Source organism: Streptomyces sp. NPDC093109 (assembly GCF_040701725.1).
In the GTDB taxonomy this organism is placed as follows: domain Bacteria; phylum Actinomycetota; class Actinomycetes; order Streptomycetales; family Streptomycetaceae; genus Streptomyces.
This window is the reverse complement of the sequence record NZ_JBFBEZ010000010.1, coordinates 19,700-43,648: the sequence shown is the minus strand read 5'-3', so window position 1 is coordinate 43,648 and position 23,949 is coordinate 19,700. Positions and strand designations below refer to the sequence as shown.

19 protein-coding genes are annotated in these 23,949 nt (G+C 72.0%); 2 read left to right on the top strand and 17 right to left on the bottom strand.

Annotated elements, in window-relative coordinates; translation table 11 throughout:
* Positions 1-34 precede the first annotated feature (34 nt).
* Positions 35-1,249, top strand: coding sequence for a sensor histidine kinase (locus AB0389_RS12440; protein ID WP_366395319.1), 1,215 nt, complete (start codon positions 35-37; stop codon positions 1,247-1,249).
* Positions 1,250-1,256: 7 nt separating this feature from the next.
* On the opposite strand, the gene AB0389_RS12435 is transcribed toward AB0389_RS12440, so the two are convergent.
* On the bottom strand, positions 1,257-2,117 hold the full coding sequence (locus tag AB0389_RS12435; RefSeq protein ID WP_366395318.1) for a methylenetetrahydrofolate reductase: 861 nt from the start codon (positions 2,115-2,117) through the stop codon (positions 1,257-1,259).
* A gap of 128 nt (positions 2,118-2,245) precedes the next feature.
* Positions 2,246-2,809: a GNAT family N-acetyltransferase gene (locus tag AB0389_RS12430; RefSeq protein WP_366395317.1), complete on the bottom strand. Its 564-nt coding sequence runs from the start codon at positions 2,807-2,809 to the stop codon at positions 2,246-2,248.
* A gap of 122 nt (positions 2,810-2,931) precedes the next feature.
* Here AB0389_RS12430 and AB0389_RS12425 point away from each other — a divergent pair, with 122 nt between their 5' ends.
* A complete protein-coding gene (locus AB0389_RS12425) occupies positions 2,932-3,909 on the top strand; it encodes a LacI family DNA-binding transcriptional regulator (RefSeq protein ID WP_366395316.1) in 978 nt (325 codons plus the stop codon).
* A 55-nt stretch (positions 3,910-3,964) separates the two neighbouring features.
* On the opposite strand, the gene AB0389_RS12420 is transcribed toward AB0389_RS12425, so the two are convergent.
* The 15 genes from AB0389_RS12420 to AB0389_RS12350 form a co-directional block, all read right to left on the bottom strand.
* Complete coding sequence (locus AB0389_RS12420; protein WP_366395315.1) at positions 3,965-6,376, bottom strand: glycoside hydrolase family 3 N-terminal domain-containing protein; 2,412 nt, start codon at positions 6,374-6,376, stop codon at positions 3,965-3,967.
* A gap of 95 nt (positions 6,377-6,471) precedes the next feature.
* On the bottom strand, positions 6,472-7,986 hold the full coding sequence (locus tag AB0389_RS12415; RefSeq protein WP_366395314.1) for a family 43 glycosylhydrolase: 1,515 nt from the start codon (positions 7,984-7,986) through the stop codon (positions 6,472-6,474).
* A gap of 41 nt (positions 7,987-8,027) precedes the next feature.
* Positions 8,028-10,532 carry a glycoside hydrolase family 2 TIM barrel-domain containing protein gene (locus AB0389_RS12410; RefSeq protein ID WP_366395313.1) on the bottom strand — a complete coding sequence of 835 codons (2,505 nt, stop codon included), beginning with the start codon at positions 10,530-10,532 and terminating at the stop codon, positions 8,028-8,030.
* 504 nt (positions 10,533-11,036) lie between these two features.
* Positions 11,037-12,539 (bottom strand): gamma-glutamyltransferase, encoded by a 1,503-nt coding sequence (locus tag AB0389_RS12405; RefSeq protein WP_366395312.1) that lies wholly within the window; start codon positions 12,537-12,539, stop codon positions 11,037-11,039.
* A 2-nt stretch (positions 12,540-12,541) separates the two neighbouring features.
* Positions 12,542-13,174 carry a cyclase family protein gene (locus AB0389_RS12400; protein WP_366395311.1) on the bottom strand — a complete coding sequence of 211 codons (633 nt, stop codon included), beginning with the start codon at positions 13,172-13,174 and terminating at the stop codon, positions 12,542-12,544.
* On the bottom strand, positions 13,171-14,055 hold the full coding sequence (locus tag AB0389_RS12395; RefSeq protein WP_366395310.1) for a creatininase family protein: 885 nt from the start codon (positions 14,053-14,055) through the stop codon (positions 13,171-13,173). The genes AB0389_RS12400 and AB0389_RS12395 overlap by 4 nt, the downstream gene beginning before the upstream one ends.
* 29 nt (positions 14,056-14,084) lie before the next feature.
* Positions 14,085-14,588 carry a cytidine deaminase gene (locus tag AB0389_RS12390; RefSeq protein WP_366395309.1) on the bottom strand — a complete coding sequence of 168 codons (504 nt, stop codon included), beginning with the start codon at positions 14,586-14,588 and terminating at the stop codon, positions 14,085-14,087.
* Positions 14,585-15,349 (bottom strand): amidohydrolase family protein, encoded by a 765-nt coding sequence (locus tag AB0389_RS12385; protein WP_366395308.1) that lies wholly within the window; start codon positions 15,347-15,349, stop codon positions 14,585-14,587. The genes AB0389_RS12390 and AB0389_RS12385 overlap by 4 nt, the downstream gene beginning before the upstream one ends.
* 6 nt (positions 15,350-15,355) lie before the next feature.
* Positions 15,356-16,411: an oligopeptide/dipeptide ABC transporter ATP-binding protein gene (locus tag AB0389_RS12380; protein ID WP_366395307.1), complete on the bottom strand. Its 1,056-nt coding sequence runs from the start codon at positions 16,409-16,411 to the stop codon at positions 15,356-15,358.
* Positions 16,408-17,487, bottom strand: a complete 1,080-nt coding sequence (locus tag AB0389_RS12375; protein ID WP_366395306.1) for an ABC transporter ATP-binding protein — start codon at positions 17,485-17,487, stop codon at positions 16,408-16,410. The genes AB0389_RS12380 and AB0389_RS12375 overlap by 4 nt, the downstream gene beginning before the upstream one ends.
* Complete coding sequence (locus AB0389_RS12370) at positions 17,484-18,173, bottom strand: alpha/beta hydrolase (protein ID WP_366395305.1); 690 nt, start codon at positions 18,171-18,173, stop codon at positions 17,484-17,486. The genes AB0389_RS12375 and AB0389_RS12370 overlap by 4 nt, the downstream gene beginning before the upstream one ends.
* A 5-nt stretch (positions 18,174-18,178) precedes the next feature.
* Complete coding sequence (locus AB0389_RS12365; RefSeq protein WP_366395304.1) at positions 18,179-19,189, bottom strand: ABC transporter permease; 1,011 nt, start codon at positions 19,187-19,189, stop codon at positions 18,179-18,181.
* 71 nt (positions 19,190-19,260) lie between these two features.
* Positions 19,261-20,142 carry an ABC transporter permease gene (locus AB0389_RS12360; RefSeq protein WP_366395303.1) on the bottom strand — a complete coding sequence of 294 codons (882 nt, stop codon included), beginning with the start codon at positions 20,140-20,142 and terminating at the stop codon, positions 19,261-19,263.
* Complete coding sequence (locus AB0389_RS12355; protein WP_366395302.1) at positions 20,135-21,802, bottom strand: ABC transporter substrate-binding protein; 1,668 nt, start codon at positions 21,800-21,802, stop codon at positions 20,135-20,137. Before AB0389_RS12355 ends, AB0389_RS12360 begins: the two co-directional genes overlap by 8 nt.
* A 180-nt stretch (positions 21,803-21,982) precedes the next feature.
* On the bottom strand, positions 21,983-23,926 hold the full coding sequence (locus tag AB0389_RS12350; RefSeq protein ID WP_366395301.1) for a primary-amine oxidase: 1,944 nt from the start codon (positions 23,924-23,926) through the stop codon (positions 21,983-21,985).
* Positions 23,927-23,949 lie beyond the last annotated feature (23 nt).

Below are 23,949 nucleotides of genomic sequence, written 5' to 3'. Positions count from 1 at the left end.
ATCACCCTCCGTTATCGTCGGCCGGGTGGACGGAATGAGCGAGATGAGCACCCCCTGGCAGCGCCTCGCGGCGTCGCATCCCCGCGGTACGGACATCACGATGGTCGTGGTGCTGTTCATGGTCTCGGTCGCCGGCAGTACGCTCACGGGCTCTGTCTTCGGCAGGCACCTTCCGGTCCTGCCCGCGGTGCTGCTCTCCGCCGTCCCCTGTGCCGCCCTGCTCCGGCGTCGCGCTCATCCGCTCGCCGTCGTGGTGGTCGCCGCGCTCTGCGCCGTGGTCGAGGGCTCGCTGGGGTATCTCCTCACTCCCCTGTCCCAGACTCCGCTCATCGTGGCGCTCTACTCGGTCGGTCTGCGCACCGACCGCAGGACCACCCGCGTCTGCGCCCTCGTGACCCTCGCGGCGCTGATCGTCACGGCTCTGTTCGCCGATCCGATCAGCCACAACCTGCTGCTCACGACCGTCAACCCCATCGCCTGGGTGTTCCTGCCCGCGGTCCTGGGCAGCGCCGTCCAGCTGCGACGGGCGTACCTCGCGGCGCTGCGTGCCCGCGCCGAGCACGCCGAGCGGACCCGCGAGGAGGAGGCGCGCCACCGGGTGGCGCAGGAGCGGATGCGCATCGCCCGCGAACTGCATGACGTCGTCGCCCACCACCTGGCCCTGGCCAACGCCCAGGCCGGCACGGCCGTACACCTCCTGGCGACCCGTCCTGACCAGGCACGCGGCATGCTGGAAAGCCTGGCGGAGACCACCGCGTCGGCGCTGGTCGAGATGAAGGCCACCGTCGGGCTGCTGCGTCAGGACAACGAGGCGGACCCACCGCTGGGGCCGGCGCCCGGACTCGGTCAACTCGACGACCTGGTCGCGGCGTTCACCGCCGCGGGCCTCTCCGTCACCACCGCCGTCGAGGGCGGTCCCCGGCCGCTGCCCACCGGTGTGGACCTGAACGCGTACCGGATCGTGCAGGAGGCGCTGACCAATGTCACGAAACACTCCGCCACCCGGGCCGCCCGCGTCCGTCTCGCCTACCACTCCGACCGGTTGACCCTGACGGTCACCAACGAGGGCGGCGGCACCGCGAACACACCCGCCCCGGGACGTGGTTTCGGCCTCATCGGCATGCGGGAGCGCGCCCAGTCGGCCGGTGGGACCCTGCACGCCGGCCCCCGCGCGGGAGGCGGTTTCGAGGTGACCTGCACACTGCCACTGCGCCCCCGCCAGGAGTCGGGCGAGGCGGGAGCCACCTGAGTGAGTGTCACGCGCGGAAGTCGGCGATCCACCGCGAGGTGGCCCGGAGTCCGCCGAAGGTGTAGAAGTGCAGCTTGAGTACGCCGTGGCGGCGTGTGTCGTAGCCGCTCGCCAGGTCGTGGAGGAAGCGGTCGGGGCCGGCGGTGCCCATCAGGTTGGTGAGCGAGAATCCGTATTTCCTCGCGATGGACGTGCTGGTGCCGACGCCGAAGCGTGCCGCGTACGCCATCAGCCGCTTGACGCCTGCCGGGCCGGGCACCCCGATGCGCACCGGTGCGTCGATGCCTCGGGCGCGTACGGCCTCGACCCAGGTCAGGACCGGTGCCGCGGCGAAGCCGAACTGGGTGATCACATCGCCGGAGAGCCCCTGTTCCGCGAGGGCCGCCGTCTTCTCGGTCATCGCCGACCAGAGCGCCGGGCCGGCGATGGCCGGGTGCCCCTCGGGGTAGCCGCTGATGCCGACGTGCCGTACGCCGTACGTCCGCAGGAGCCCGGAGCGGATGAGCGCGAGGGAGTCGTCGTAGGGGCCGTGGGGTGTGGTGGGGTCGCCGCCGACGACGAAGACGTTGTCGGCCGTGCCGTCGGAGCGCAGTGCCGCGAGGATCCCCTCCAGCTCCGCCCGGGAGCGCAGCCGGCGGGCCGACAGATGCGGGACGGGGGTGTACCCGTACCGCAGGGCGGCCCGGGCGGCGGCCAGCCGCAGGCCCGGGTCCTCGTTGCCGAGGAAGGTGACATTGATCCGGGTGCCGGCCGGAATGAACGCGCGGGCCTCTTCGAGCGCCGGGGTGTCCTTGCCCGTCATCTCCAGGGAGAAGTCCTCCAGCAGCGGGACGACGGCCGGGGCGGCGGCCGTGGGGAGGGGATCCATCGTGCTCCTCGTTCCATGTCGTTCTCCCTGGGGCACGGAGTGCCACCGGAACGAAGATACGCGGCGGCGCCCGCACGACCGGATCCCCGCCCGGCCGTACGAAGGCGGGCCTCCTGACGCGCACCGCCTCAGACCCGCGCGCCGGCCCTTCGTACATGCAGATGGCCGTCCCTGGGGAAGGGCGGCTGGGCGGGAAGGACCCGGTGGAACACGTATCCGGTCTTCTCCGCGACGCGGCACGAGGCGGGATTGTCCACCTGGTGAAGCAGGTCGAGACGCTCAAGACCCTCACCCGCGAAGGTGTCGAAGGCCCAGCCGGTGAGGGCACGCAGCGCGCGGGGCGCCACTCCCCGGCCCCTGGCATGGGCGGCCGTCCAGTAGCCGACCTCCGCGGACTCCCGGCCCGCACCGGTCCGCTTCATGGCCACGTTGCCGGCCAACCGGCCTTCACCGGTACCCGACCCGTCCTCGTGCACGGCGAAGCCCAGCCGTTCTCCGGTCTCCCAGCCGCGCCTCTGAAGTTCCAGCCACTCCCTCGCGTCCTCGACACTCTCCACCGGGAGCCTTGTCCAGCGACGCAGTACGGGATCGAGATACGCCTCGATCAGCGCTTCGATGTCGCCGTCGTGCCAAGGCCGCAGCAGCAGTGCGGCGGCGGACGGCTCCGCGGCCACTTTCAAGGTGATGTTCATCAAGATCCTCCCCGAACGGTTCGGCCGATCCTCTCTCACCCGGGGCCGCGGCGCGTCAAGGGCAGCCGTTACCATGGTGCGACCGTCAGCAAGACCCGCGTCCCCCCTGCTGCGAGAGGGCCATGGACCGACCCGCCAAGCGCGCCACCAGCGCTGATGTCGCCCGCGTCGCCGGTGTCTCCCGAACCACCGTGAGCTTCGTCCTCAACGACAAGCCCGGCCAGACGATCCCCGAGGAGACCAGGCGCCGGGTCCTCGAAGCCGCCCGGAGCCTCGAATACCAGCCGCACTCCTCCGCGCGCGCCCTCGCCGCCGGCCGTAGCGACATCGTCCTGCTCTCCCTCCCCGCGATGCCCATCGGCGCGGGCATCAGCAGGTTCATCGAGGAGCTCGCGACCGCGCTGGCGGAGCACGGACTGACGCTGGTCACGCATCTGTCGGGAGCGCAGGCACGGCCGTTGCCGGCCGTGTGCGCGACCGTCAACGCCTCGGCGGTGATCGGGTTCGAGCCGTTCGACCGCGACACCACACGGGCCCTCCACAGCGCGGGCGCCGCGTTCGTGTTCCCGTTCCGGACGGACGACGCGCCCGCGATGCGTTCGGTCGGCCGTCTCCAGGCGGAGTACCTGATCGGCCGGGGACACCGGCGCATCGGCTACGCGATGCCCCTCAACCGGGGGCTGCACGCGATGGCCGAGGACCGTCTGTACGGCGCGACCGAAGCGTGCGCCGAGGCCGGGATCGACCCGCCCGTCGTCGCGAGTACGGACCTGGAGACCGCGACCGCGGCCCGGGCGGTGACCGAGTGGACGGCGCGGTCCGTCACCGGGGTGTGCGCCTTCAACGACGAGACGGCGATCGCGGTCCTGGCGGGCATGCGGACGCACGGTCTCGCCGCCCCCGACGACCTCGCCGTCATCGGGATGGACGACATCCCCACCGCCCGCCTGACGGTCCCTCCGCTCACGACCTTCTCGTTCGCCCTGGCCGAACTGAGCAAGCGCCAGGCGGCCACGATCGTGGCCGGGCTGACGGGCAGCGCGCCCCGGATCCCCTCCGAGGACGTCGGCCCGCGGCTCGTGGAGCGCGCGTCCGCCTGAGCGCCTTTCGTGTGCCTTCCGGGTGCCTTCCGGGTGCCTTTCGTACGCCGGTCGGCTACCGGGCGGAGGCGACGCCGTCGTCGACCGTGACCGTCGCTTCGCACCGGATGTCGTCGCCGGCGAACCCGGCGAGCAGGGTGACCTCGCCCGCCTCGATGCCGCGGCGGCCGTCGGGCAGTGTGTAGTGGAGCCGTTCGACCGGAGCCTCCAGGACGATCCGGCGGCTCTCGCCCGCGACCAGGGCGATCCGCCGGAACTGGATCAGCTGCCGGACCGGGCGGACGACGGACGCGGCCTCGTCGCGCGCGTACAGCTGGACCACCGTCTCGCCGTCGGTCCGGCCGGTGTTGGTCACACGGACGCGGGCCCGTACCGTACCGTCGGCCACTTCCACGGCCGGCCCCTCCTGGCCGTCTCCGTCGGGGTCGAGGTCGAGGGTGAAGGACGTGTAGGACAGGCCGTGGCCGAACGCGTAGAGCGGGCCCTGCTGTTCGAGGTCCCCGTAGCCGTGGCGGGTCCCGGTCGGGTGGCCGTATCCGCTGCCGTGGTGGTGACCGTGGTAGAGGGGCAGCTGCCCGAGATGCCGGGGGAACGTGCTCGGCAGCTTGCCGCTCGGATTGACCTCGCCGAAGAGCGCCGAGGCGATGGCCGGGCCCGCCTCCTCGCCCAGCAGCGGTGCGAGCAGGACGGCGTTGGAGGCGCGGGCCACGGGCTCAAGGAGCAGGGGGCGGCCGGACACGACCACGGTCACCAGCGGCTTTCCGGTCGCGGCGAGCCGTGCGAGGAGCTCCTCCTGGTCTCCGGGCAGTACCGGCGCGGCCGTTGACTGGCCCTCCCCGGCGGTGTTGGCGCCCACCCATCCCGTACGTTCGCCGACGACGGCGACGACCAGGTCCGCGTCCTCGACGGCGCGGTGCAGCACCGCCGGGTCCAGGGCGTCGCCGGAGTCTGCGGCGAACCGGCCCAGCGGCGCGTACGCGACCGCCGGGTCGAGCCGGCGCAGCGCGTCGAGGACGGTGAGCGCGTCGGGGTGCACCTGCCTGGTCCGGTCCTCGAAGACGGGATCGAGGCCGGGGATCCTGGTCTGGAAGATGTCGGTGAAGACGAAGGTCTTCGGATCCACACCGGCGACCTTGCCTTCCTGGACGGCGCGCATCCCGATCGGCATCTCGCGTGCGGCCACCGAGGTGTAGGCGGCGAAGTGGATCCGCAGCTCGTCGGCCGCCGGACCGACGACGACGATACGCCGCGCGCCGGGCGTCAGTGGCAGGACGCCGTCGTTCGCGAGCAGCACCATGCCGCGCTCCGCGATCGACCGCCGGATCCCGGCGGCCTCCCCGGGGTCCGGGAGCGCGGCAGCGGGCGACGTGGGGCGCGGGGCCGGGGTGAAGGCGGGGATCAGCCCGACCCGGGCCTTGGTCGTCAGGACCCTGGCGACGGCGGTGTCGATGACGCGCTCGTCGAGCCGTCCGCTCGCCACCTCGTCGACGAGCGCCGGGAAGTTCACGGCGCCGGGCAGTTCGACGTCCAGGCCCGCCGTGATCGCCTGCCGGGCGGCGTCGCCCTCGGTGACGGCGGTGCGGTAGGCGACACGCAGCAGATTCACGGCGTCGTAGTCGCTGACGACCAGGCCGTCGAAGCCGAGCGCGCCGCGCAGGAGTTCGGTCAGCAGCCAGCTGTCGGCGGCGGCCGGGACGCCGTCGATCTCGTTGTAGGAGTTCATGACGACCTCTAGCCCGGCCTCGGCGATCGCCCGGCGGAACGGCTCGGCGTACTCGTCGGTCAGCGCCCGCCTGCCGAGTTGGGTGATCGCGGTGTTGAGGCCGGCTTCCGAGGCGCCGTAGCCCAGGAAGTGTTTGCCGGTCGCCAGGACACCGTTCTCCTGGTCCGCGCCCTGAACACCGCGGACGAACGACACCGAGAACCGGGCCGCCAGCTCCGGGTCCTCGCCGTAGGTCTCGTGCACCCGGCCCCACCGGGGGTCGCGGTTGATGTCCATGACCGGTGAGAACAGCAGCTGGACGCCGGAGTGGCGCATGTGCGCCGACGTCACCGACGCGGCCCGCTCGACCAGAGCGGGATCCCAGGTCGCGGCCTGCGCCCAGGCGGTGGGGAACTGCGAGCCCGACACATGCAGGAACCCGTTGATGCCCTCGTTGTGGACCAGGGCCCCGATGCCGAACGGCGAGGTCTCCCGGACGGCTTCCTGGATGTTCGCGAGGTCCTCGCGCAGGCTCTCCGCGTCGTACCCGAGGAACCACGCCATCGACAGATGCCCCACACCGTGCGGACGCAGCACGGGAACGAGCCCCGGATCGGGGGTGGGGGCCGCGGCGTCATCGGCCCCCCGGACGAAGATCTCCGCCACGCCGAAGCCGGTCAGCTGCGCGATCTTCTGTTCCAGCGTCAGCTTGGCGACGAGTTCCGAGATGGCTTCGGGGCCCCAGGACGGGGTGGACATGGACATGAGGCTCTCCTGTGTGAGGGCGAGGGTGACGATGACTTCGACCGGCGCCCGGGATCCGTGCGTCCCGGGCGCCGGAGTTGCCGGGGCCGCCGAGGTCAGGGCCGTACGGTGGGGCTCTCGTGCCGGCCGTCGCCGCCCGGCACTCCCTCGTCGCGTCCCGGGCGGTAGCGGAAGCTCCGTACCACCCGCGTACCGGCCAGGGGCTCGACGCCGACGACGCGGCCCGTGAAGCCGCCGGCGACCTCGGTCGAGAAGTAGCGCCCGTCGACCTGGGCCAGCCGCCGGAACTCCCCTTCGTCCAGGTGGCCGAGCTCGATCAGGTCGGGGCCACCCGCGTACGGGGACCCTGGCTTCGGTTCGACGGCGCGGACGCAGAGCGTCACCGCGCTGTGTCCGGGCCGCGGCACGTCAGCGAGTACGTGGTCGAGTCCGCCGATGACCACGCGGGCGACGAGGGAGGCGCCGCGCTTCTCGACGGCGGCCCAGTGGGTGTCGTCGATGCGCAGCACCAGGCGTACGTCGCCGCCGCCCACGACGGCGCTCGCCTCCCACTCCGCGTCCTTGGTACGCACTCCCAGCAGATGCCGGGCGCCGGACCCCGGCGGGGCAGGTGCGAGGCTCACACCGCCGCCCTCCGCGGGGACCGCGAACCGCGCGGGGTGGATGCCCGGCGAGATCCAGCGCGGGTGCAGGGCCGGAGCGGTGAAGCCGTCCCGGAAACCACTGCCGGATTCCGGCACCTTGTGGTGCTCCTCGTCGAACACCGGCCAGTCGTCCTCCCAGCGGACGGCGGCGAGGAACGTCTCCCTTCCGTTGACGTGGAACCCGGGAGTGGCGCCACGCGGCCGTACGCCGAGATGGACCGCGGCCCACTCCCCCGAGGGGAGTTCGACGAGGTCCGCGTGTCCGGTGTTCTGCACCGGATGGCCCGAACTCCGGTGAGTGAGAACCGGGTTGGCCGGATTGCCCGCGAAGGGGCCGGTGATGGACCGGGAACGTGCCACCGACACCGAATGCCCCCGCTCGGTGCCGCCCTCGGCGATGAGCAGATACCACCAGCCACCGCGGTGGTAGAGATGGGGGGCTTCCGGGTGGGCCATGCCGGTGCCGCTCCACAGCGCCACGGGTTCGGACAGCGGCACACCGGTGCCCGGATCGATCGCCACCTGAAGGATCGGGCTCCCGGGCCGCCCGGACGCCCAGGTGAGATAACAGGTGCCGTCGAGATCCCAGGCGAGGTCCGGATCGATGCCCACCGCGCCGGGGGTGCGCACGGGGGTGCTCCAGGGCCCGGCGGGGTCCTCGGCGCTCACGATGAGATGTCCTCCGCGGACATCCGCGATGTTCGTCGTGACCATCCAGAACCGTCCGCCGTGGTGGCGCAGGGTCGGCGCGAAGACGCCCCCGCTGCCCTGCCCCGAGGAAAGGTCGAGCTGGTCCTCGCGGTCGAGCACGTTCCCGATCTGCTCCCAGCGCAGCAGGTCCCGGCTGTGGAACACCGGCACACCGGGGAGGTACTCGAACGACGAGGTGACGAGGTAGAAGTCCTCGCCCGCACGGCAGATGGAGGGGTCGGGATGGAATCCGGAGATGATGGGAGTGTTGCTCATGACGTCACCTTCACTACGGGGGCGCGTTGTCGTCCGGCGGTCTACTCGACGTCGGCATCGACGGTGGCGGCGTCGGTGACCGTGACCATGACTTCGGCCGGTTCGCACCCCGCGGCGGCGGCGGTGAGACGGATCCCGCCCGGTCCGGTCGGGCGGACGACGGCGAGGACGCGGCCCTGGTAGGTGTGGCGTTCCTTCGCGTCGAACCGTTCCTCGGTCGAGGGATCCGCGCTCCCGAAGCCGACGAGAACGCCGTCGCCGGTGACCTCGACGCTCACCGGCCGGTCGGCGGCCGTGTGGAGGGTGCCGGTGGTGTCGGTCAGGCTGAGGGTGACGTACGCGAGATCACCGCCCCCGGCCGTGATCACCGGCCGGTCGGCCTCGGCGCGCAGCACCACCGGGCCCGTGGCGGAGCGCAGAGCGGTTCGACCGGTCTCGGCGCCGTCCCGGTAGGCGATGGCGAGGAGTTCGCCGGGCTCGTGGACGGTGTCGAACGCGGTACGGAAGCGGTGGTCCGGGCCGGTCGGCCGGCGCCCGAGGGAGCGGCCGTTGAGGAGCAGCTCCACTTCGTCGGCGTCGCTGTAGACCTCGACGGTGACCGGTTCGTTCTCGAAGCCGGGCCAGGTCCAGCCGGCGACGGTGTCGCTCCAGGCCCAGGGCGTCGAGGCGACGGTCTGTCCGTAACGCTCCGGACGCCGGACGGCCAGATACGGTTCGGCGCGCCGGCCGAAGACGATCTCGCGGTAGTAGGAGGCGGGGCGCCGGTGCCCGGTGATGTCGATGTCGCCGCAGCCCGCCACCAGATACGGATACGGGGCGACGAAGGCGGGCCGGGGGGTGTCGGGGTTGAGGTACTGCGGCCGGCCGATGCCGACCTCGCCCAGGTAGTCCCAGCCGGTCCAGGTGAAGTCGCCGATGACATGGCCGTACTGCTCGACCAGCCGCCAGTTGCCGTCGATGCGGGTCGGGAAGGTCTCCGTACCCAGGATGATCCGGTTGGGGAAGAGGTCCTTGTCCAGGGCGTAACGGCTCTCGGCGTAGTTCATGCCGGCGACGTCCAGCAGGGCGAAGGACTCGGCGGTGCGCTGCGAGACCAGTTCGGAGGAGCTGATCGCGTTCATCATCTCCCCGGGATCGGCCATGAGGGTGTTGATGCCGGCGCCCTCGTCGGCCTGCTGACCGGCCGTCTCCTCGGTGCTCTCCTCCGCCGGCTGCCGCATCTTGGACAGCTCGGCCATGACGGCCAGCATCCCGTTGACCGCGTTGGTGACGTAGCGGGTGCGGTCCAGCGAGCGCACCTTCTCGGCGAGGGCGCGACCCTGCGCGGCGCCGACGGCCGAGCCGGTCTCGGGGATCTCGTTGCCGATCGAGTAGAGGATGACGCTGGGGTGGTTGAAGTCCTTGGCGACCATCGCCTCGATGTCGCGCTCCCACCACTCGGGGAAGCTCAGGCTGTAGTCGAACTCGCTCTTGCCGGAGGTCCACACGTCGAACGCCTCGTCCACGACCAGCATGCCGAGCCGGTCGCAGGCGTCCAGCATCGCCCTGCTCATGGGGTTGTGGGACATGCGGATCGCGTTGAAGCCGGCGTCCTTGAGGATCTCGACACGGCGTTCCTCGGCGCGGGCGAAGGTCGCCGCGCCCAGGACCCCGTTGTCGTGATGAACGCACGCGCCGCGCAGCTTCACGGTCTCGCCGTTGATACGGAGGCCGCGGCGCGGGTCGAGGCTCAGCGAGCGGATGCCGAAGCCGACGGTCTCGGTGTCCACGTCGCCTTCGTCGTCCGTCAGCCGTACGCCGCAGCCGTACAGGGCGGGTGAGTCCGTGCTCCACAGGTCCGGGTCGTCGAGGTAGAGGCGCTGGCGGCAGAGCGCGGGCTCACCGGGCAGCACGGTGATCCTCGATACGTCGCTCGCGACCAACGCCCCGGCGCCGTCACGGATCTCGGTGTGTACGTCGACGGTCCGGATCGCGAGCGAGTCGTTCTCGACCCTGGTCGCGACCTCGGCCACCGCCAGCTCCGGCTCGATGGCGGGAGTGGTGACCCGGACGCCGTCGGGAGAGATCCGGACCGGGCCGCCGACGAGCAGCCAGGTGTCGCGGTAGATCCCCGCTCCGGTGTACCAGCGGGAGTCCCGGTGGCTGCGGGCCTCGACACGGATCTCGTTGTCCTCGCCGAACCGCAGGAAGCGATCGGCGTCGATGAGGAACTGCGAGTACCCGAAGGGGCGTTGGCCGGCGTAGTCGCCATTGATGTGGACGGTGGCGTCACGGTAAACGCCCTCGAACTCCAGGACGATCCGCCGGCCCCGGTACTCCTCGGGCACATGGAAGGTCTTGCGGTACTCGAAGGTCCCGCCGGGGAAGTAGGCACCCGCGCCGCTCTCCGAGCCGCCGTCGCCGCCGGGCGCGACGCGCTCCTGACCGAGCATCGCGTCGTGGGGCACGGTCACCGGCCGGTAAGGGACCGAGTGACCACTCATCTCGGCGAAGGGGTTGACCTTCGGCCTGGCCTGCCAGCCGTCGTTGAAGGAAACGCGGATCAAGGGAACTTCCTTACTTTTTCGGGATTCTTCACCGCCGGACCGGCCGGCTCCGCCGAGGCGGCGCCGGCTCCCCCGGACAACGGGCTCGTGCGGCCGTCGGACAGGGACCGGGCCCGCTTCGACCTCGTCGAGTCTTCTGGCCTTCGAGGTCAGCAGCACCAGCAGCGTCCCGGCCGCGCAGCAGCCGGCCACCATCCAGAACCCGGTGAGCTGCGTGGTGCGGAAGTGGATCGCGATCTCGGCCTGCGCGTTGCCGCCATCAGTACGAGCGTGTGGCGCACACCGAAACGGGCCGGTTCTCCCGTGGGTCGTGGAGCGGTCTTGCTGTCGGCCATGGCCGCCTTTCCTGCACCGCGGAACGAGCGAAGCCTACTGATGCGCGTTAGTGACGCGCGTCAGTACGCTAGGTCCGCCGACGTGGCAGCGACAAGCCATGAGTTCGTAACGTTCAGGTAACATGCGACCGGCCGGCGGCGTCCTCCGCCGCCGGCCTCCGCCCGCCGGTCAGGGTGTGGCGCCGGTGAGGACCGCGGCCGTCCCGTCCGCCCTCGGGTCGCTCGCCGCGTCGAGCACGCCCGCGCGCAGCCGTGCCGTCTGTACGTGGCCCGCCTCGTCGTGCGGTCCCGGCACCTCGGCCACCGCCAGGCCCAGCCGGTCCGCGACGGTGGCCAGGCCGTCCGCGTCCGGGGTGCCGGGCTCCAGGACGAGGGTGGGCCGGGGACGGTTCAGGTCCCGGGAGCCGATGACCCAGCGGGGACGGGCCAGCAGCGCCGCCGGGTCGGGGGCGTCGAGGAGCGCGTCGGCCACCTGCGCCAGGATCCACGCCTGGGCCCTGCCACCCTGGCAGCCGAGCGCCACGACGCGTCCAGGACCGGTGGCGAGCGCCGGGCAGAGGGTGTGCGGCGGCCGGGCTCCGGGACGCAGCGCTCCGGGGTGCGCCGGGTCCAGGCTGAAGGCCGAGCCCCGGTTGTGCAGCACCACGCCGGTGGCCGGGTCGGCGATGCCGGACCCGAAGCTCTGGAACACACTCTGGATGAGGGTGACCGCGTTGCCCTCGTCGTCGACAGCGGTGACGGCCACCGTGTCCCCGGCCGGCTTGGGCCCGGAGGGCAGGGCGGCGGTGTCGCGCTCCGCTCGCAGCAGCAGGCCGTCGAGGTCCACGGCGCCCGACCGGGGGTCGCCCAGGAGCGCGTCCCGGCTCAGCTCCGCCTGCCGGGCGGCGGTCAGCGGGTCGCTCCCCCGCCCGAATACGGCCAGCAGCGCCGCGCCCTGGCTGGGCGGCGGGGCCACCCACCAGGTGACGCCGTCACGGGTCGTGCTCAACGGAGCGGTGTTCTCCGCCCGGTGGGCGGCGAAGTCCGCCGTGTCGAGCAGGCTGCCGCGGGCGCGCAGGCCCGCCACCAGACGCCGGGCGGTCGGCCCGGTGTAGAAGTGGCGCCAGTCCTCGGAGAGTTCCGCCAGGGTCGCGGCGAGCGCCGGCTGGCGCAGCGTCGCCCCGGCGCGCAGCGGCTCGCCCGCCCTGTCCAGCAGCAGCGCGGAGAGTCCGGGGTCGGCCCGTACCACGTCGATACGGTTAAGGATCGCCCGCGCCAGGCCCTCGCTGACGGCGACGCCGTCCTCGGCCAGCGCCCTGGCCGGTGCGAGAGCCCCGGCGAGCGGCAGGCGCGCGCCGAGGCGGGCGATCTCCGCCCAGCCGGCGACGACTCCGGGCACCGTCACCGTGTGCGGGCCACCGGCGGGCATCCGGTCGCCGGCCGCCCGCAGAGGCGCGGGGTCGGTGGCCGCGGCGGCGGCGCCCGCCGACACCACGGCGCGCACGGTGCCGCGCGCGCCGTCGCGGACCAGGGCGACGAGATCGCCGCCGACGGAGCACTGGTGGGGGTAGGCCACCGTGAGCGCGGCGGCGGCGGCGAGTGCGGCATCGACCACGCCGCCGCCCTCGGCGGCCACCCGACGGGCCGCCTCGATCCCGGCGGAGTGGGGTGCGGCGATCGCGATCGTGGCCATGGTCAGTCCCGGGTGGTGAGAATGGCGCGGGCGAAGGAGCCGTCGGCGCCGACCAGTTTGGTGGGCAGGCAGGTCAGCTCGTAGGTGCCGGCGGGGACGTGGTCGAGGTCGGCGTTCTCGAGGATGAGCACACCGGCGCCGAGCAGGGAGTGGTGGACGTCCCAGGTGTCGGTGCGGTGGTGGCTCTCGATGGTGAGGTAGTCGATGCCGACGAGTTGGACCTCGTGCGCGATCAGCCAGTCGGCGGCCTTCGGGGACAGGCCCACCCACCGGGGGGCGCGCTCGGTCTCCTTGAGCGGGCCCGCGGAGTTGGAGGTCTTGAGCAGGACGCGTACGTGTCCGGCGGCTCCGCCCTCCTCCAGGTGGTGCGGTTCGACATCGCCCTCGACGTGGGTGAGGTCGATGACCAGGGCGGGGCCGACCAGCGCGTGCAGGGACACCTCGTCGATGGGTGTGGCTCCGTCGCGGAAGTGCGCGGGGGCGTCGACATGGGTGCCGGTGTGGGCGCCGAGCCGCCAGCGGGTGACATTGGAGGCGTCCCCCTGGGCGAGGGACTCGACGATCTCGACCTCGGGCTTGCGTCCCCAGTGCAGCATCTCGGGGTGGATGGGCAGGGTGATGTCGTAGATCTTCACGCGCTCTCTCCAGGACGGTGGGCCGGGTCGGGCCAGGGCTCGCCGACGGCGGCGGCCACGGCGCGGGCGGTGGTGAGCAGGCAGCGGTCGAACTCCTCGCCGCCGTGCTTCACGTTGGCGTCGGCCACGTCGCGGCCCCACACGCCGGTCTCGCTGACCTGGTCCATCCGGTAGTCCCAGAAGGAGTCCACGTCGATGTGCGAGGTGGCCCGGTCCATCCGTACCAGCTCGGGGTGGAGGTGGAGCATGACCGAGGTCTCGAAGAAGTTGGCGTGCATCAGCCCCCGGCCGTACTGAACGTGTCCGTCGACCTCGGGTCCCGGGTACATCGTCACGTAACCCAGCGCCCGGATGCGGGCGTCGCGGTGGCGTACCCGGAGCTTCTCGGCGGACACGTCGAGCGAGCCGTTGTTCCAGATGTGTCCGTTGAGGAGGATGAACTGCCGCACTCCGGAGGCGTACAGGGACTCGATCACGTCCTCGACGACGGCGATCATCGTCTCCGGGCGCAGGGCCACCGTGCCGCCGAAGTCGCCGTGGGAGGCGGAGACGCCGAAGCTCAGCGGCGGCACCACCGGTACGCCGGTGAGCGCGGAGACTCCGAGGGCGACCGCGCGGCAGATGAGGGTGTCGACGGCGAGCGGCAGGTGCGGGCCGTGCTGTTCGGTGGCGCCGACGGGGATGATCACGGCGTTCCGGCCGGCGGCGGTGGTCTCCGCCTCCTGCCAGGTCAGCTCCTCCCACCGTACGGGGGCTCCGGAGCCGCCCAGTTCGGCGGCGAGCGCGGGGATGTCGAGGGCGGTGGGGACGTCCAGGGCGGTGGGAACGTCCAGGGCGGTGGGAGCGTCCGGGGTGGTGGGGGCGGGGACGGCTGGGGGCATGCTGCTTCCTTCTCTTTCGCGGCCGGTGCTCACCATGCGCGCCGGCTCTTGTCCGGCAGCAGGTCGAGGGCCCGGACGGGGACGACCTCGTTCTCCTCCACCGTGGTGATCCAGACGGTCGCGTCCGGGCTGTAGTCGCTGATCAGTTCCCGGCACACGCCGCACGGCGCGATCACCCGGAACTGCCCGGCGGGTTTGATCTGGACGGAGACGACCGAGGTGACCTCCAGCGGCCTGCCCCCGGGATACGCGCCGCGCGCCGCGCCCAGGGCGACGCCCTCGGCGCAGATGGAGCTGCGCCGGCAGGAGCCCTCCAGATGGACCCCGGTGTGTACGGCGCCATCGGCCGTACGTACCGCCGAGGCGACCTCGTGCCGGCCGTCGCGCCAGACGCGGGCGAGCAACTCCTGTGCCAGGGTGAGCAGTTCGGCATCGTCGGCGCTCATGGAAGCGGGTACGGCGACGGACGTGACACCGGCCGGCGCCGCACCGGGGGCCGCACCGGGGGCCGCACCGGCGGGTGCGGCGCTCACGCGGTGATCCCGAGCAGGCGGGCCATGTTGCCGCCCTCGACGAGCGCGCGGTCCTTCTCGTCGGGTACCGCCTTCGCGATCTTCATGCGCTCCAGGTCGAAGTCGGAGCCGGGCCACTCACTGCCCATCAGGATCTTCTCGGCACCGAGCCGCGCGTAGGCCCGCTTCACGTCGCTCATCAGCGTCGCCGAGGTCTCCAGGTACACATGGGGCTGCCGCTCGGCGACGATGATCGCTTCGGGTACGTTCCACACGGCGCCCATATGGGCGATGACCGTCGGTACTTCCGGGTGGTCGCGGGCTATCTCCTCGATGGCCAGCGGGGCGCAGAAGGCGTCGTCCAGGGCGTTGATCAGCACCATCAGCCCGCGCCTGGCGCAGGCCTCGAACAGCGGGTCGAGCAGGCCGTGGTCGGCGACGTGGTAGCCGTGCATGCTGGGGTGGAGCTTGAGTCCCACCAGCCCGGCGTCGGCCATGCGGTCGATCTCCTCGACGGCGTCGTCGGCCTGCGGCAGGACCTGCCCGAAGCCGAAGAAGCGGTCCGGGTGGGCGGCGACCAGGGAGCTGATGAAGTCGTTCTCGATGCGCTGGGCGAGCGAGCAGATCATGGCCATGTCGACGCCGGCGGCGTCCATCCGGTCCAGGATGCGGCGCGGTTCGAACGGTGTGTACGGCGGCGGCGCCTCCCCCTTGCGGACGCCGGTGAGGTAGTCCGACCGTCCCCGGACGTCCTGGGTCGTGTTGTACGCGTCGATGATCACGCGGGATCAGCCTTTCTCTCGGGGCACCAGGGGCAGGTGGCAGCGCACGGTGCGGCCGGGCGCGATCTCCCGCAGCTCCGGCATACGGGTGCGGCACTCGTCCTGGGCGAAGGGGCAGCGGGTGCGGAACAGACAGCCGTCCGGCGGGTTGGCCGGATCGGGCAACTCGCCCTCCAGCACGCGTCGTTCGCGCCTCCCGCCGGCACGGAGCGACGGGACGGAGGACAGCAGCGCGTCGGAGTAGGGGTGGGCGGGGCCCGAGAAGAAGTCGTCGCGGGACGCGATCTCGATGATCTGCCCCAGGTACATGACGGCCACCCGGTCGGCGATGTGCCGTACGACGCCCAGGTCGTGGGAGATGAACAGCATGGTCAGGCCGCGCTCGCGGACCATGTCCCTCAGCAGGTTCAGCACCTGCGCCTGGATGGAGACGTCCAGCGCGGAGACCGCCTCGTCCGCCACGACGAACTTGGGCGAGGAGGCGAGCGCGCGGGCGATGCCGATGCGCTGGCGCTGTCCGCCGGAGAACTCGTGCGGCTTGCGCCGGCCCGCCTCCGCGCCGAGGCCCACCCGCTCCAGCAGCTCCCGTACGACCGGCCCGGCCTCGGCGCGGCTCGCGCCGCGGGCCCGCAGCAGCGGTTCGGCGACGATGTCCGCGATCCTGCGCCGGGGGTTCAGCGAGCCGAAGGGGTCCTGGAACACCATCTGGAGGTCGGCCCTGGTGCGCCGCAGCCGGGGTCCGCTGAGCCCGGTGATGTTCAGACCGAGGAAGTCGATGGTGCCCGACACGGGCTCGATCACCCGCAGCAGGGCCCGGCCCAGGGTGGATTTGCCGCAGCCGGACTCACCGACCAGGCCCAGTGTCTCGCCCTCGACGATCTCCAGGTCGATGTCGCGCAGCGCCCGGACCCGGCCGCCCGAGCGTCCTCGGTACTCGACGCGCAGCTTCTCCGCCCGGATGAGCGGCGTCCCTGGCCGTGCCGGCGGGACGGTCTCGGCGGCCGGGGCGGCCGGGGCGGCCGAGGCGCCGGAGGGGGCGGACGGAGTGGGCGGCGAGGTCATGAGCGCCCCCTTTCGTTCGGTACCGGGTCCCGGCCCGCCCCGCGCGCCGCCTCCCGTACGGAGCCGGGCAGGACGCAGGCGTCCAGGTGGCCGGGGCCGCCGTCCCGGCGGAGCAGCTCGGGCGGCTCCTCGCACGCGTCCCGGACGAAGGCGCAGCGCGCGGCGAACGCGCAGCCCTTCGGGCGGTCCACGCCGGTCAGCGGGTTGCCGGGGATGGCGGGCAGCCGGTCGGTGACGGGGCCGTCGATCGGCGGCACCGAGCCCAGCAGGCCGATGGTGTACGGGTGCTGGGGGTCGAACAGCACCTCGTCGCGCGAGCCCTGCTCCACGATGCGGCCCGCGTACATCACGGCGACCCGGTCGGCGACCTCGGCGACCACCCCCAGATCGTGGGTGATCAGGAGGATCGCGGTGCCGTGGTCGGCGCGCGCCCGCTCCAGTACGGAGAGGACCTGCGCCTGGATGGTGACGTCCAGCGCCGTGGTGGGTTCGTCCGCGATCAGTACGGCGGGGTCGTTGGCCAGTCCCATGGCGATCATCACGCGCTGGCGCATACCGCCCGACATCTGGTGGGGCAGCGCGCGGGCGTTGTCGCGGGGGTTGGCGATGCCGACCTCGCCGAACAGTTCCACCGCCCGGTCCATGGCCCGCTCACGCGGCATCCTGCGGTGGGCGCGCATCATCTCCACGACCTGGGCCCCGACCCGGTGCAGCGGGTTGAGCGCCGCCAGGGAGTCCTGGAAGACGACGGCGATGTCCTTGCCCCGGACGGAGCGCAGTTCGCTCTCGGACGCCTCGGCCAGGTTGCGTCCGCCGAAGTCCACCTCGCCGCTGATGTGCGTACGCGGGCCTCGGTTGAGGCCGACCAGGCTCATGGACAGCGCGGACTTCCCCGAGCCGGACTCGCCGACCAGCGCCAGGATCTCCCCCTGACGCAGGGTCAGATCCACTCCGTCGACCGCCGGCAGCCGCCCGGCGGGCACGTCGAACGCGACCCGCAGACCGCGGATTTCGAGGACCGCGGGCGGCGGTCCCGCGGCCGGGCTCTCCCGCGCGGGGGCGGTGGGCGCGGTCACGGTGTGCCGCCCACGGCCGTGGCCGCGGTGTGGATGAGGTCGGCCACCCGCCCCGGGTGCACGAGCGTCGTGTAGTGGCTGCCCGGTACGTGCTCGGTGACGGCCCCCATCCGGGCGGCCATGTCCCGCTGCGCGTCCGGGCGCAGCGTGCGGTCGTCGTCGGCGACCAGGTACCAGCTGGGCAGGGTGCGCCAGGCCGGCTTCCCGGTCGGCTGGGTGAAGATGCGGTTGTCCGCCTGCCGTCCCTCGGCCTCGACGACGGCCCGGTGCCCGGCCGACAGGTCGGGGCCGATCGCGGCCCAGAACTCCTCGCCCGGCTCCGACTTCCACTCCCCGTTCGGGCCGCGCCGCATGAAGGCCGAGATCTCGGCGGGCTCGTACCGTTCGACGATGCCGTTGACGGTCTCGCCCTCGTCGGGCCCGAAGGCCGCGATGAAGACCAGGCCCCGGACGGCGCGGTGCAGGCCGGCGTTGGTGATGACCGCGCCCCCGTAGGAATGGCCGACGAGCAGCACCGGTCCCTCCATCTCCTCGATGGCGGCGGTGGTGTGCGCCAGGTCCTCCGCCAGGGAGGTCAGGGGGTTGGTGACGGCGACGGTCCGGTGTCCCCGGGCGACGAGCAGCGGCTCGACCTCCGTCCAGGTGGTGGGGCGTCCGCCCGCTCCGTGGACCAGCACGATGTTCATGCGGCTCAGCCCTTCCGTATACGTGGATCGAGGATCATGTAGAGCACGTCCACCGCGTAGTTGACGAGGACGAAGAGCAGGGCGATGGCGAGCGCGGCGCCCTGCACCACGGGGTAGTCGCGCTGGAGCACGCCCTGCACCAGCAGCCGGCCGACGCCTCCGTAGGAGAAGACGGTCTCGGTGATCACGGAGCCGCCCAGCAGGGACCCGAACTGCAGGCCGAGGACCGTGACGATCGGGAGCCAGGAGTTGCGCAGCACATGCCGCCGGACGACAACGCCTTCCGTGAGCCCCTTCATCCGGGCGGTCCTGACGAAGTCGTCGCCGAGGACGTCCAGGACGGAGGCGCGCACGATGCGGGTGATGTATCCGGCCATCGACAGCGCCAGGGTGGTGGCGGGCAGGACCAGGTGCTGGAGCCAGGGGCCGATCAGTTCGGGGCGGTTCTGCAGCACCGCGTCGAGCAGGACGAAGTTGGTCGTGGGCCGGTAGTCGAGGGAGCTGGACAGCCGCCCCAGGACGGGCAGCCAGCGCAGCCAGACACCGAAGACGACGATGGCGATCACCCCGAGCGCGAACCACGGCAGGGAGAAGCTGACGGTCGCCACGGCCCGGGTCGCGGTGTCGATCCAGGTGCCCTTGCGCAGCGCGGCGACGACACCACAGACCACGCCCAGGAGTACGGCGATGGTCATCGCGGCCAGGGTCAGTTCGATGGTGCCCGGCAGGGCGTCGCCCAGCATGTGCAGGACGCTGTTGGAACCGAAGAACGACGAGCCGAACCGCAGGTGCACCAGGTCGTCGAGGTAGGTGACGTACTGGGTGAGGAGCGGCTGGTCGAGGCCGAGGGCCTCGCCGGCCCTGGCCTCGTTGCGCGCTATCTCCTCGGCCGTGAGGTTCGTGCCGCCGCCCGCGAGCGCGGCGGTGGGCGATCCGGGCAGCAGCCGCATGGCGACGAAGACCAGGGTGGCCAGCGCGAACATCACGACCGGGATGCCGAGGAGCCTGCGGGCCATCGCCGCCAGGGTGGCGGTCCGTTCTGACCGTGGACGGCGGGGTCGCCGTACGCGCGGCAGCGGGAGGGCGCTCATGCGGTGCCCTTCGGGTCGAACGCGTCCCGCAGGTCGTCGCCCACGAAGTTGCAGGCCACGACGGACAGCAGGGTCAGGACCGCGGGCAGTACCACCAGCCGGGGCGCCGAGTAGAGGAACTCCTGGCCGGCCTGGACCATGTAGCCCCAGTCCGGGGTGGGCGGCTGGATGCCGAGGCCCAGGTACGACAGACCGGCGGCGAAGCCGGCCGCGACCGACAGGGTCATGACGACCTGGGCCACCATTGGTCCGGCGATGTTGGGCAGGATCTCCTGCACCAGGACGCGCGGGGTACGGGTGCCGCCCAGCCGGGCGGCGACGACGTAGTCCCGGGCCGTCTCCCGGGCCGTGAGCGCCCGGGCCAGCCGCGCCAGGCCCGGGGCGAGGGACACCCCGACGCCCACGACGAGGCTCGTGGTGCCCGGGCCCGCCGCGGCGACCAGCAGGATGACCAGGAGGATGGAGGGGAAGGCGAGGGCCAGGTCGACGGTGCGCATCAGCACCTGTTCCACGGCCCCGCCCGCGTAGCCGGCGAGCAGTCCGGCGCCGGTGCCGAGCACGGCCGCCAGCGCGGTCGAGGCGAACGCCACGAGCAGCAGCGGCCGTCCCCCGTGCACCAGCCGGGCCAGCTCGTCCCGGCCCAGGTCGTCGGTGCCGAGCGGATGACCTGGCGAGCCGAAGGGCAGCAGCGCCGAGGAGGTCTGCCGGACCGGGTCGGCCGCGATCAGCCAGGGCCCGACGAGGACGGCCAGGACGATCGCGATCAGGAACACCCAGGAGACCCGGGCCGGCCAGGACGTACCGATGCCGCGCAGCCGCAGCGCCGCCCGCAGGCTCCGGACGCGGCTCACGGTGACGGCACCCGCGGGTTCAGACACTGGCTTTCTCCATGAAGCAGCGGTGGTTGCCCAGCGCCGCCGCGTTGATCCCCTTCACCCCGGAGCCGCTGACCACCAGGTTGGTGGAGCAGGCCAGCATGGCGATCACCATGTACTCCTCCGCCCAGCGCCGCTGGATCCTGGAGTAGGCGGCGGTGCGCTTCTTGCCGTCCGGCAGGTTCTTGGCGGCCACCAGTTCCGCGGCCATGGTGGCGGCGCCGTCCAGCGTGTCCAGGCCGGTGATGGTGGCGCCGTAGAGACCGGCGGGGTTGGCCATGGAGCCGACCATGTTGTTGGGGTCGGGGACGTAGGAGTTGCGCTCCCAGATCATCAGGTCGTGGTAGTCGTCCTCGCCGTCGCTGAGCCGGCTGAAGTACGAGGCCGGGTCGACGGAGGTGGTCCGCACCTTGAAGCCGGCGTCCTCCAGGTTCTGCTTGACGATCTGGGCGGCCTTGGGGTGCCAGGAGTCGCTGGCCGCCATCAGACCCAGCTCGCGGCCCACCGCGCCCGCCTCCTTCAGCAGCTTCCTGGCCTGTGCGAGGTTCTTCGTGCTCAGGTCGGCGAGGCCGGTGTCGTAGCCGTTCTGGGCCGGCGGTATCGCATAGCCCTCGGGTTCGCTGGCGACGCCGAAGAATGCCTGCTGGACGATCGTCCTGCGGTCGATGGCCAGGTTGATGGCCTTGCGCACCTTCAGCTCGGGGACGCGCCGGGCGTCGATCATCAGGATGGCGTCGAAGCCCTCCGGGGTCTCGTGGACGGTCACCGACGGGTCGGACTTGAGCTGCTCGACGGCGGAGTAGGGGGTGAACTGGGTGGCGGACACATCGCCGCTGAGCAGGGAGCTGACGATCGCCGAGGGGTCCTGCACCTGACGCAGGACCAGGCGGTCGATCGGCGGCCGGCCGAGCCGGAACCCGTCGAAGGCCTTGAGGGTGATGGACTGTCCTGAGGTGGCCGAGGAGAACTGGAAGGGCCCGGTGCCGACGAGGTGCTTGCCGATGTCGGCCCCGTACTTGTCGAGGGCGGCCTTGGAGATGATGCGCCCGCCGATGTCGGAGAGCTGGGCGAGGACGGTGCGGTCGGGTGCCTTGAGCACCAGCTTGACGGTGAGGTCGTCCTCGGCGGTCAGTGAGGCGACGTTCCCGCCGAGGGAGGCGAGGGGTCTGGACGCGCCCTTCGGCAGGGTCTTGTTCTCCGGGTCGAACTGCCGGTCGAGGGTGGCCAGCACATCGGCGGACGACAGCGTCGTACCGTCGTGGAACTTCACGCCCTCGCGGAGGGTGAACGTGTAGGTGAGCTGGTCGTCGGAGATCTTCCAGCTCTTGGCCAGGTCCGGCGCGGGCTCGTTGGACTCGAAGGAGATGAAGGTGAGACCGCGGCAGACGCAGTCCACCGCCATCCAGTCCCCCAGAGTCGTGTAGAAGGCGGGGTCGTTGACCGCGCTGGTGGAGTCGATCGCGAGGGTCAGGGTGCCGCCCTTGCCGGATCCACCACCGGACTTCCCGGCCCCGTCGTCGGCCACACCGCAGGCGGTGAGCAGCGGGGTCAGCCCGAAGCCCACTCCGACACCGAGGACACCCGCGCCACGCAGCATGGAGCGGCGGGACATCTCCGCGCCGGCCGGGCGGAGTGCGGGCGATCCCTGCGACTGATCCGGCATGAGGGCCTCCTTGGGGCACCGTTCCTCAGGAATGGATCTAATGTTGCTGCAATTGGATCCAAAGACATGCTGTCCGGCCCGCGCTTCCGCGCCATGTCCCGAACGTTACGAGCGTATGAAATGGGGATCTTGTATGTTTTCCGGCGCGATATCTTGACACCTACCGCTTGTGATGCTTCGTCAGCCGCAGCAGCTGTCGGCGGCGCCGGCCGACGGGTCGGGGATGTCCATGGCCGGGTTGCGGTCGAAGAAGCCGTCGGGCTCGAAGACCAGCCGTACCCGGTCGACCGGCATGACGGGCCACTGCTCGGGCCGGGGGAAGTGGTGGGTGCCCACGACCGGCCAGAGCACCAGCTCCGCCCCGTCCAGCGAGCGGTCCCGGCGCTGCCAGACCTGCACACCGTCCTCGCCCGGCTCCGCCTGGTTGGGGTACTGCCCGCCGACGTACTGCTCGGCGGAGTCGGAGACCGTCGCCCACAGATGCTGGTGGACGAAGGGCGCCCGGCGGGCCATCACCGAGTCGGGCCGCGCGAAGGGCCGGGTGGTGTTGGGCAGCAGCAGCCGGTACGCGGTCGGCTCGCCGTAGCGGTTCTCCTTGTCCGCGCTCTCCACCCGCCAGTGCCGGGACGTCGCCGGGTTCGTCCGGCGGGCGGCCCGCGCCTCCGACAGCAGCGGGGTGCGCACCATGCGGACCGCGTTGCCGTACGGGTCGTGGCGGGGGTCGTCCTCCGCCTCCGCGTTCTCCTCCACCAGCCGGTTGAGCGGGCCGTCCACGGCGGCGTCCAGCCGCAGACCGAAGTAGTGCTGGTGCGTGGGGGTCTGGACGTTGCGCGAGACGACCCGGCCGTGCCGCACCTCCGCGCCCTCCTCGATACCGGAGGCCGACAGCATGCCGGTCAGCTTGATCTCCAGCTCGATACGGCCGTCCTGGTAGAGCGACCAGTAGAACCCGTAGTCGTAGTTGGCCACCGTCTGGAAGCTGGAGATGATCAGCCGCCGGGAGCGGCGCACCTCGCTCACCCCCCGGCGCAGGTCGTTGTGCTTCCAGAGGATGCCGTCGTCCTCCTCGTGCATACAGATCGCCTGGCCGATCTCCTGGGCGTCGCCGTCACCCCCCAGATAGGCCGCGTCGAAGTAGTGGATGACGCCCAGGCAGTCGCAGCCGAGGGCCAGCGAGTTGGTGAGCGGGCCGGCGCCGTACTCGCCCCAGTCGAAGAAGTTCTTGCGGAACTGCGTGGAGCTCGGGTCGAGGTAGGGGACGTACATCTCGTTGCAGGCGGCCCGCTTGAGCACCGAGCGCCCCAGGAAGTTCAGGTCGTACAGGACCAGTCCCTCGCGGTGGGTGAAGCCCACGCGCAGCTCCCAGCCCTGCCAGCTGACCCGGTGCCCGTCGACGGTGAAGCTCGGTCCCTCGGGCTGCACCACCTCCAGCGGCTTGAGCCCCTCCCGGTCCGGGCCGAAGCCGCCGGCCGACAGCGGCCCCGGCTCCTCGGAGACCGGGACGACGCCGTGGTCCTCGACCTCCAGCACCTCCATGGTCGCCATGTCGATGAGGGGGATGACGCCCTGCACCGGGCGCACATAGGCGTTGTCGTCCTCCTGGACGCGGTGCCAGACCGAACCCCAGGTGATCCTGCGGTCCTTGTACTTCTCCGGTACGAAGCCGCCGATGGACTCCGCGTCGATCACCGTCAGCGACACGTCGTGGATGCCCCGCCGGGCCAGCGCCTCGCGGAAGAGCGGGCTCTCCCGGCAGGCGCGCGCGGCGGCGCGCGCCTCCGTCGAGGTGATGCCGGGCCGCCGGATGTCCACCGGCCGCCACGCGAGAGCGCGCGGCTCGGCGCCGAGCCGTACGTCGATCTCCCAGGCGCCGGGCAGGTCGTGGTCCATCGCGACCAGTCCGACCACCACCTCGCCCGCGTCCTGCCGGCCGGCCATGACCTCCCGGGCGAAGGTCTCGTCCAGCACCGCGCCCCAGAACCTGGTGCGCTCGCCGAGCCGTCCGTCGGCCCGCGCCACGGCGACCGCCGCGTCGATCTCCGCGGGAGACAGCGGGTCGAGGGGATGGGTACGTTCCCGCCGGGCGGGGACACGGGTGCTGACACTTCCGGGGGAGTTCTTCATGGTGCGCTCCGCTCACATGCACA